Genomic DNA, 8058 nt, shown 5'->3' on the forward strand with positions numbered 1-8058 from the left:
GCACCGCGTCGAGGGCGAGGTCGCCATCGGCCTGGGCCTGCCAGTGGTCGAGGAAGCGGTCGAGGCCGTCGGCGGTGGCGCCGTCATCGCAGCCGCGGCGCTGCTCGGCGGCCAGCACCTTGCCCAGATGGATGATATGCTCGGGGTTCTGCATCATTCAAATCGCAAGTAGGGGCGCAGCAGTCGGCGCGCTGCGCACCGACTGCTGCGCCCCTACTCCTCAAACCCCTCGAAGACCATGACGCCCATGGCGCCGGATCCGAGGTGGGCGGCGATGCTGGGGCCGAATCGGGCGATCTGCACCTTCTCGCGCGGGAAGATCGGCTCGACCTTCTCCAGCAGCTTCTCGACATCCTCGGGGGTGGTGGCGAAGAGCGCGATCACCTCCTGGACTCGCGGGAAGTCCTCGATAAATGTGAAGAGCCCCTCGATCGCCTTGGCGCGGGTGCGGGTGCGCTCGTAGGGCACGATCTCGCCCTCGTCGAGGATCATCAGCGGCTTGATCCGCTGCATCGAGCCCAGCACCGAGCCGGTGATCGTCAGCCGGCCGGCGGCCTCCAGGTGCTCCATCGTATCGACGAAGAAGCAGACGTGGGTGTGCCGCACCATCGCGTTGATCAGCAGGCTGACCTCGTCGGGCGTGGCGCCCTCGCGTGCGGCGCGGGCGGCCGCCAGCACGATCGAGCCGAGCCCGGCCGATGCCGACTTGCTATCCACCAGCTCGATCCGGGTGGTTGAGGCCGGCACCTTGCTGCGGGCCAGCACCGTGTTGGCGTAGGTGTTGCTCAGGTGGTTGCTGAGGTGGATTGAGTAGACATAATCGGCGTCGCCAACCATGCGCCGATAGAGCTGCTCGAAGACCGCCGGCGAGGGCGAGGAGACCGTAAATCGCTGGTGGCCGGACATCAGCATCTCGTAGAGATGCTCGTCGGTGATATCGACGCCGGTCCGGTAGACCTTATCATCGGCGTGTATCAGCAGCGGCACAATCTCGATCCCAAGGTCGCGAGCCAACTCGGCAGGGATATCGGCTGAGCCATCGGTGACAATTTTGATCTTCGCCATGTGCGCGACACCTATCTTATCTCTAATACGGGCTGGCCGGAGAGGCTCGCCCTCTGCGTCAAACGTTTGCCAAAGAGGTAGCGGTATGGTATATTCTCGCAGATACGCGAAAAAATAAGGGCTAATTACGGCACCATCTGGAGTACTACGGAAATGGCGAAGTGCAAAATGTGTGGCAAGATCCCCTCATTCGGTCATAACGTTAGCTTCTCGAAGCGGCGCACCAACCGTATGTGGCGGCCAAACCTGCAGAAGACGACCGTGATGAATAGCGAGGGCAAGCCCGAGCAGATCCGCGTATGCACCCAGTGCATGCGCACGATGGTCAAGGTTCGCTAGGTCCTGCTGCGACCACATCACAAGAGGCCAGTGTCCCGTCGAAGGGGCGCTGGCCTCTTCGTTTGTGTCGGGCGCGGCATCCTGCACCCACGGGGCCGCATTATAGCCCAAGGAATCCCCCCGCGCAATAGATGGCAGGCGGCAGGCGGCAGGTCCCTGCCGCCTACCGCCTGCCGCCTGCCTACTCGCCCGCATACTCAAGCCAGCCGTGCGTGTCCTCGCGCTTGCCCTCGACGACCGCGAAGAAGGCCGCCTGCACCTCGCCGGTGATCGGGCCGCGCCGCCCCGCGCCGACCGTCATGCGATCCACCGAGCGGATGGGCGAGACCTCGGCGGCGGTGCCCGTAAAGAACAGCTCGTCGGCCACATAGAGCATCTCGCGCGGGATGACCTGCTGGCGCACCTCCACGCCCATGTCGCCGAGCAGACTGATCACCGTGTCGCGGGTGATCCCGCTGAGGATGGACGAGCCGGCCGGCGGCGTGTAGACTACGCCGTCGCGCACCAGGAACAGGTTCTCGCCGCTGCCCTCGCTGACCTGGCCGTTATGGTCGAGGGCGATCCCCTCGCTGTAGCCGTTGGCCAGGGCCTCCATCTTGATCAGCTGCGAGTTCATGTAGTTGGCGCCGGCCTTCGCCATGGCCGGCAGGGTGTTGGGGGCGAAGCGGCTCCACGACGAGACGCAGACATCGACGCCCTGCTCCATGGCCTCGGCGCCCAGGTACTTGCCCCACTCGATCGTGGCGATCGCCACCTCGACCGGGTTGCCCAGCGGGTTGACCCCGATCTCGCCGTAGCCCCGGTAGACCACCGGGCGAATGTAGCCGGCGCGCAGCCTGTTGGCCCGCACCGTCTCCTTCACCGCCGCCACCAGCTGCGCAAGCGAGTAGGGGATCTCGGTGCGGTAGATCCGCGCCGAGTCGACCAGCCGGCGCATGTGCGGGGTCAGCCGGAAGATCGCCGTGCCCATCGGCGTCTCGTAGCAGCGGATGCCCTCGAAGAAGCTTGTCCCGTAGTGTACGACGTGCGACAGCACATGGAGCGTGGCCTTGTCCCACTCGACGAGCTCGCCATTAAACCAGATATAGTCCATCTTCGTGATCGGCATCGATCTCCTCCGAATGTTGAATGTTGAATGTTGAATGGCCTGCATTCAACATTCAACATTCAACATTCACAATTAAAACATTGTCTGCTGGAGCAGCCGCGTATCGCTGTGCCATGCGGGCGCGCCGCCGGGGCCGTTCACCGAGCGGCGCGGCAGGGCGCGCAGGCTCACCCCGCGACGGTTGGCCAGCTCTAGCACCCGGCCCACCCCGGCGGTGGCCATGCGCGGCGAGTTGGTCTGCTCCGAGAGGTGGGCCAGCCAGACCTCGTGGCCCGCCCGGACGCCGGCGCGGGCCAGCAGCTCGCCGCACTGCATGTTGTCGAGGTGGCCGAGCGGGCCGAAGATGCGCTGGCGGGTGGCCCAGGGGTAGGCCGAGGCCCTGAGCAGCTCACGGTCGTGGTTGGCCTCCACCACCAGCAGGTCGGCCCCGCTGAGCGCGGCGGCCGTCTCATCGTCCCAGCTGCCCAGGTCCACCGCCAGGGCCATTGCGGCCCCGTCGGCGGCCACCCGGTAGCCGACCGGGTCGGCGGCGTCGTGGCGCAGGCGGAAGCTCGACACATCGAAGGGGCCGACGCAGGCCCGCTCGCCCACCGGCAGCAGCTCGACGGCGACCCCGTCGAGCTCGGCGCCCAGGGCCGCGCGGGTGGCCGCGTTGCAGATCACCGGCGCCCCGTAGCGGCGGGCCAGGGCCGCCGCGCTCAGGGCGTGGTCGCCGTGCTCGTGGGTGAGCAGCAGTGCCCGGATCGACTCGGGGGCGATGCCGCGGTAGCGCAGGAGCCGCTCCATGGTGCGCAGGGCGATCCCGCAGTCGATCAGGATGGCCGCGTCATCGCGCTGGATCACCAGCGCGTTGCCGCTGCTGCCCGAGGCCAGCGATGTCACCGTGAAGGCCATCTACCACTGCTCCAGGATGGCCCGCGCCGCGCGGGCCGCCTCGGCGCGGTGGCTGATCTGGTTCTTGTGCGCGGCCGGCACCTCGGCCAGCGTCTTGTCCTCGTCCAGCAGGTAGAAGAGCGGGTCGTAGCCGAATCCGCCCTCGCCGCGCGGGGCGAGCTCGATCACCCCAGAGAGCGTGCCCTGGGCGAACTGGGTGGGGTGGCCGGGGCGGGCCAGGGCGATCACGCAGACGAAGCGGGCCACGCGCTGGTGCCAGGGCACATCCTGCATCTGGTCGAGCAGGTACTGGAGCTGGGCCGCGCCCTTCACCCCGCCGTAGCGCGCCGAGTAGACGCCGGGGGCGCCGCCGAGCGCGGCGACCTCCAGGCCGCTGTCGTCGGCCAGGGTGGGCAGGCCGGAGAGGGCCGCATAGCCCTCGGCCTTCAGGCGGGCGTTCTCCTCGAAGGTCGCCCCGGTCTCTTCCACATCCTCGGTGATCCCGAGGTCGTCGAGGGTGCGCAGGGTCAGTCCGAGGCCGGCGAAGATCGCGGCAAACTCGCGCAGCTTGCCGGGGTTGTGGGTGGCGATCAGAAGCTCATGCATAGTGCTAGAATGTACGGCCCAAGCGCCGCCCTGTCAAGGGGCAGATTATGCTACGGCCAGCGGTGCATTGACGCCCCTGGGTGCCTCGGGTACAATCAGACAGCTTTACGCCGCTCATCCGGCAGGAGATCATGAGTAACCTCTCGACGGATCGCCCCATCGGCGCGGCCGCCTCCGCCGCGCGCCCCAATATGATAGTTGAGCTCCTGCGGGCCATGCGCCCGCGCCAGTGGGTGAAGAATGTCTTCGTCTTCGCCGCCCTTGCCTTCTCCGAGCAGCGGCTCTGGCAGTTCTGGAATCCTAATGTCGGCCCCTGGCCGCTCCTGAAGGTGATCGGCGCCTTCGCCATCTTCTGCATGGCCGCTAGCGGCATCTACCTGGTGAACGACCTGGTGGATATTGAGAAGGACCGGGCGCACCCCAAGAAGCGCAACCGGCCCTTCGCGTCGGGCCGGCTGAGCCTGATTGTCGGGGTCGTCGCCTCGATCATCCTGATCGCTATCGCGATCCCCTCGGCGATCCTGCTCGACCCGAGCTTCGGCTACCTGGCCGTCATTGTCACCTACATCTTCATCCAGGGCTTCCTCTATAGCTACTGGCTGAAAAATGTCGTCCTGCTCGACATCCTGGTCCTCGCGGCGGGCTTTGTGCTGCGGGCGATCGGCGGGGCCGTCGTGCTCGGCGTGCTGATCACGCCCTGGCTGCTGCTCTGCATGCTGCTCCTCGCCCTCTTCCTGGGCATCGGCAAGCGCCGCCACGAGCTGGTGCTGCTTGAGGGCGGCGCAGGCGAGCACCGCCGCATCCTTCAGGAGTACTCGCTGCCCATGCTCGACCAGATGATGTCGATCGTTACGGCGAGCATCATTATGGCCTACAGCGTCACCGCGTTCCTGGCGCCCGTCGCCCCTCAGGATCCCTACCCGATGCTGATGGCCACCATCCCCTTTGTGATCTATGCGATCTTCCGCTACCTCTACCTGATCTATATCCGTGGCGAGGGCGGCGCACCTGACGAGCTGCTGTTTAAGGATCTGCCCCTCGCCGGCAGCGTTGTGCTCTGGGGGATCTCGGTGCTCGCTGTGCTCCTGCTCTTCCCGAACTAGGGTACGGGGGAGAGGGGACAGGGGACAGGCGGCACATTCCATACCCTGTACCCTGTACCCTGTACCCTGTACCCTGTACCATCCTGCACCCTGTACCCTGTACCCTGTACCCTGTACCCTATGTACACCTTCATCAAGCTCGGCGGATCCGTCATCACCCATAAGGCCGGGCGCGAGGTCGCCGACCTGCCCGTGATCACGCGCCTCGCCGGCGAGATCGCCCGGGCCCGCGCCGATAGCCCTGACCTCCGCCTGATCATCAGCCACGGCAGCGGGTCCTTCGGCCACCACTACGCCGCCCAGTACGGAGTCCACCGCGGCCTCGCCGCCGACGCCGACTGGATGGGCTTCGCCCTCACCGCCGGGGCCGCCCTGCGCCTGAACCGGATCGTGGTCGACGCCCTGCTCGCCGCCAACCTCCCCGCCGTCGAGATCCAGCCCTCGGCCGCCCTGCGCAGCGCCGCTGGCCAGGTCATCGCCTGGGACACGGCCCCGGTCGGCGTCGCGCTCTCCCACAGCCTGATCCCCGTGATCCACGGCGACGTGGCCTTCGACAGCCAGCAGGGCAGCGCGATCATCTCCACCGAGCAGCTCCTGGCCCACCTGGCCCTCGCCACCGACCTGCGCCCCGCGCGGGTCGTCCTGGTCGGCGAGGACGCCGTCTACACTGCGGACCCGCGGATCGACATGAACGCCGAGCGCATCCCGCTGATCACGGCGGATAACATCGACGCGGTGCTCCACGGCGCCGTCGGCTCCCACGCCGTCGATGTGACCGGCGGGATGCGCAGTAAGCTCGACCTGATGTGGCGGCTCGTCCAATCCGTCCCCGGCCTGGAGGTGCGCCTGGTCGGCCCCGCCCCCGGCCTGCTGGCCGCCGCCCTCGGTGATGGGCAGATCGACTTCGGGACGATCATCCGCGCCAGCTAGCGCGTAGATCCATGAGCAAGTCTACAATGGGCTGAGATTGCCAGCGAAGCTGGCAATCTCAGCCCATTAGAGACTTGTTTTGAGGGTGGGGAATGCACGCCGAGGACTTCATCCAGCGCAAGCGCGCCTCCTGGGAGCGCCTGGGCACCCTGCTCGACCGGGCCGGGGCCAGCCTCGCCGCGCTCTCGGCCGATGAGATCCAGGAGCTCGGCCGGCTCTACCGCCAGGCCAGCTCCGACCTCGCCGTCGCCCGGCGCGACTTCCCGCGCCACCAGGTGAGCGCCTATCTGAACGGTCTAGTCGCCCGCGGCCACGGCGCGATCTACCGGGGCGATGGCGGGCGCTCTGGCAGGATCGGCGCCTTCTTCCTCACCACCTTCCCACGCACCTTCCGCGCCACCTGGGGATTCACCCTGGCGGCATTCCTGATGTTTCTGCTGCCCGCCATCGCCGCCTTCGTCATCACCTACCGCGACCCGACCCTGGGCAGCGCCCTCATGCCCGGCGCCGAGCAGGTGATCGGCGATGTGCAGGCCGGCAACGAGTGGTGGCAGCGGATCAACGAGGATGGGCGCAGCCTCAGCTCGGCCGAGATCATGACCAACAATATTGGGGTGGCCTTCCGCGCCTTCGCAGGCGGCGTCACCTTCGGCGTCTACACGCTGATCGTGCTGGCCACGAACGGGATGATGCTCGGCGTGGTCGCCGGCGCGGCCCAGCGCTTCAGCTTCGCGACGAACCTCTGGGGCTTCGTGGCGGCCCACGGCGTGATCGAGCTGAGCGTGATCTTCATCGCCGGCGGCGCCGGGCTCCAGCTCGGCTGGGCGCTGCTTCACCCCGGCCTGCTCACGCGCCGGGCCGCCCTGGTGCTCGCCTCCCGCCGCGCCGTGCTGCTGCTGCTCGGCTGCGTGCCCCTGCTGGTGATCGCCGGCCTGATCGAGGCCTTCATCTCGCCCTCGCCCCTGCCGCTCGCCGTCAAGCTGCTCGTCGCCCTCGGCTCCGGCCTGGCCCTCGCCACCTACCTGCTGGCGGGAGGTTTGGAGGGGCCTAGCCCCTCCGAAAGAACCCCTCTCTTCAGAAAGTCACGGTAGAAGCCGAATAGCTTCTATCGTGACCATCCCGCCGTCACCGGCGCTCACCGGGTCGAGCCGCAGCCTGCTGATCACCCCGCTCCAGCCCGGGGCCGTGCGCAGATCCAGGCGGTAGGTGTGCATCTCAGGCCCGGGCGCGAGCTGCCAGCGCAGCGATCGCTCCTCGCTGGCCTGCCCGGCCGCGTCGAGGAAGAAGAGCTGGGCGTCGCGGGCCGTCGTCCCCGCCGCGACACGCACCTCGATCTGGCTGTAGTGCGCGGCGATGATCCGCATAGGCGGGCTGCTCATCGACGGGTCCACGCTGGGTGTCAGCGCCCAGCCCTGGCCCGTGATGGCGTTCTGGCCGAAGTTCGTCGCCCACCACCCCCACGTCCCGCGTGTAAAATCCCAGCCGGGGCCGTCGGCCAGCTTCTGGGCGGCGGGGATGCGGCTATAGCTAGGGAGCCCGGCGCCAAGATCGACGGGTGTCATCAGCGGCATCAGCGGCGCGTAGCATGCCGCCACCTGGTCGGACGTCAGCCCGAATCGCTCCATCATGCTCGGCGGCTCGCCGGGCGGCGCCGGGGATGGCCGCATGGCCTCGGCGGCGATCAGCGCCCCGTAGCCGCTGGACAGCGCCTGCTCAACCCGGTCGCGCAGGAGTATGCATGCCGCCGGCCAGTCGCCGCCGCTGGCCGTCATCGCCTGGTTCAGCGAGGTGACAGTATTGCGGCTGACGTAGTAGGGCAGGTACAGCTCGATCAGACCGTCGGGCACCACCAGCAGGTCTCCCGCCCCGCTGTTTCTGACCACAGCCATCGTGATCGCCCGCTGCAGGTCGGTCGACGCATCGCCACGCTGCCGGATCGCCCCCAGGTTCACGGCAAGCATCGTCAGGCCGATCAGGAACAGCGCGGCCACTGGCCACCGCTCCCTAACTCCCACCCACCGTCCCCCAACCCCC

General features: G+C 67.7%; 9 protein-coding genes. 4 read left to right on the forward strand and 5 right to left on the reverse strand.

Translation table 11 applies throughout. The features are described from left to right. Positions 1 to 213: 213 nt before the first annotated feature. Positions 214 to 1065 (reverse strand): DegV family protein, encoded by an 852-nt coding sequence (locus tag K2Z83_RS07900; protein WP_220594635.1) that lies wholly within the window; start codon positions 1063 to 1065, stop codon positions 214 to 216. A gap of 153 nt (positions 1066 to 1218) precedes the next feature. Here K2Z83_RS07900 and rpmB point away from each other — a divergent pair, with 153 nt between their 5' ends. Beyond that, the gene (gene rpmB / locus K2Z83_RS07905; RefSeq protein ID WP_220594636.1) at positions 1219 to 1404 is read left to right on the forward strand and encodes a 50S ribosomal protein L28; all 186 of its coding nucleotides are present in this window, start codon (positions 1219 to 1221) and stop codon (positions 1402 to 1404) included. A gap of 181 nt (positions 1405 to 1585) precedes the next feature. On the opposite strand, the gene K2Z83_RS07910 is transcribed toward rpmB, so the two are convergent. The 3 genes from K2Z83_RS07910 to K2Z83_RS07920 all read right to left on the reverse strand — a co-directional run bounded on the left by K2Z83_RS07910 (position 1586) and on the right by K2Z83_RS07920 (position 3991). After that, complete coding sequence (locus K2Z83_RS07910; RefSeq protein WP_220594740.1) at positions 1586 to 2512, reverse strand: branched-chain amino acid transaminase; 927 nt, start codon at positions 2510 to 2512, stop codon at positions 1586 to 1588. Between the two features lie 72 nt (positions 2513 to 2584). Next, positions 2585 to 3406, reverse strand: coding sequence for an MBL fold metallo-hydrolase (locus K2Z83_RS07915; RefSeq protein WP_220594637.1), 822 nt, complete (start codon positions 3404 to 3406; stop codon positions 2585 to 2587). Beyond that, a complete protein-coding gene (locus tag K2Z83_RS07920) occupies positions 3407 to 3991 on the reverse strand; it encodes an XTP/dITP diphosphatase (RefSeq protein WP_220594638.1) in 585 nt (194 codons plus the stop codon). Positions 3992 to 4122: 131 nt separating this feature from the next. On the opposite strand from K2Z83_RS07920, the gene K2Z83_RS07925 reads away from it, so the two are divergent. From K2Z83_RS07925 to K2Z83_RS07935, 3 genes are all read left to right on the forward strand, one after another. Then, a complete protein-coding gene (locus tag K2Z83_RS07925) occupies positions 4123 to 5094 on the forward strand; it encodes a decaprenyl-phosphate phosphoribosyltransferase (protein WP_220594639.1) in 972 nt (323 codons plus the stop codon). A 120-nt stretch (positions 5095 to 5214) separates the two neighbouring features. Beyond that, the gene (locus tag K2Z83_RS07930; RefSeq protein WP_220594640.1) at positions 5215 to 6024 is read left to right on the forward strand and encodes an isopentenyl phosphate kinase; all 810 of its coding nucleotides are present in this window, start codon (positions 5215 to 5217) and stop codon (positions 6022 to 6024) included. Positions 6025 to 6116: 92 nt separating this feature from the next. Further along, positions 6117 to 7115, forward strand: a complete 999-nt coding sequence (locus K2Z83_RS07935) for a stage II sporulation protein M (RefSeq protein WP_220594641.1) — start codon at positions 6117 to 6119, stop codon at positions 7113 to 7115. Here the strand turns inward: K2Z83_RS07935 and K2Z83_RS07940 are convergent. Next, positions 7107 to 8015 (reverse strand): hypothetical protein, encoded by a 909-nt coding sequence (locus K2Z83_RS07940; protein WP_220594642.1) that lies wholly within the window; start codon positions 8013 to 8015, stop codon positions 7107 to 7109. The genes K2Z83_RS07935 and K2Z83_RS07940 overlap by 9 nt on opposite strands. Between the last annotated feature and the right edge of the window lie 43 nt (positions 8016 to 8058).

It is taken from the genome of Oscillochloris sp. ZM17-4 (assembly GCF_019599295.1).
Lineage (GTDB): Bacteria > Chloroflexota > Chloroflexia > Chloroflexales > Chloroflexaceae > Oscillochloris.

What these genes read in the sequence shown, in the direction of transcription:
- K2Z83_RS07920 (WP_220594638.1), bottom strand. Translation starts at nt 3,991, where the DNA reads ATGCATGAGCTTCTGATCGCCACCCACAACCCCGGCAAGCTGCGCGAG.
- K2Z83_RS07935 (WP_220594641.1), top strand. Translation starts at nt 6,117, where the DNA reads ATGCACGCCGAGGACTTCATCCAGCGCAAGCGCGCCTCCTGGGAGCGC.
- K2Z83_RS07930 (WP_220594640.1), top strand. Translation starts at nt 5,215, where the DNA reads ATGTACACCTTCATCAAGCTCGGCGGATCCGTCATCACCCATAAGGCC.
- K2Z83_RS07915 (WP_220594637.1), bottom strand. Translation starts at nt 3,406, where the DNA reads ATGGCCTTCACGGTGACATCGCTGGCCTCGGGCAGCAGCGGCAACGCG.
- K2Z83_RS07910 (WP_220594740.1), bottom strand. Translation starts at nt 2,512, where the DNA reads ATGCCGATCACGAAGATGGACTATATCTGGTTTAATGGCGAGCTCGTC.
- K2Z83_RS07900 (WP_220594635.1), bottom strand. Translation starts at nt 1,065, where the DNA reads ATGGCGAAGATCAAAATTGTCACCGATGGCTCAGCCGATATCCCTGCC.
- K2Z83_RS07925 (WP_220594639.1), top strand. Translation starts at nt 4,123, where the DNA reads ATGAGTAACCTCTCGACGGATCGCCCCATCGGCGCGGCCGCCTCCGCC.
- rpmB (WP_220594636.1), top strand. Translation starts at nt 1,219, where the DNA reads ATGGCGAAGTGCAAAATGTGTGGCAAGATCCCCTCATTCGGTCATAAC.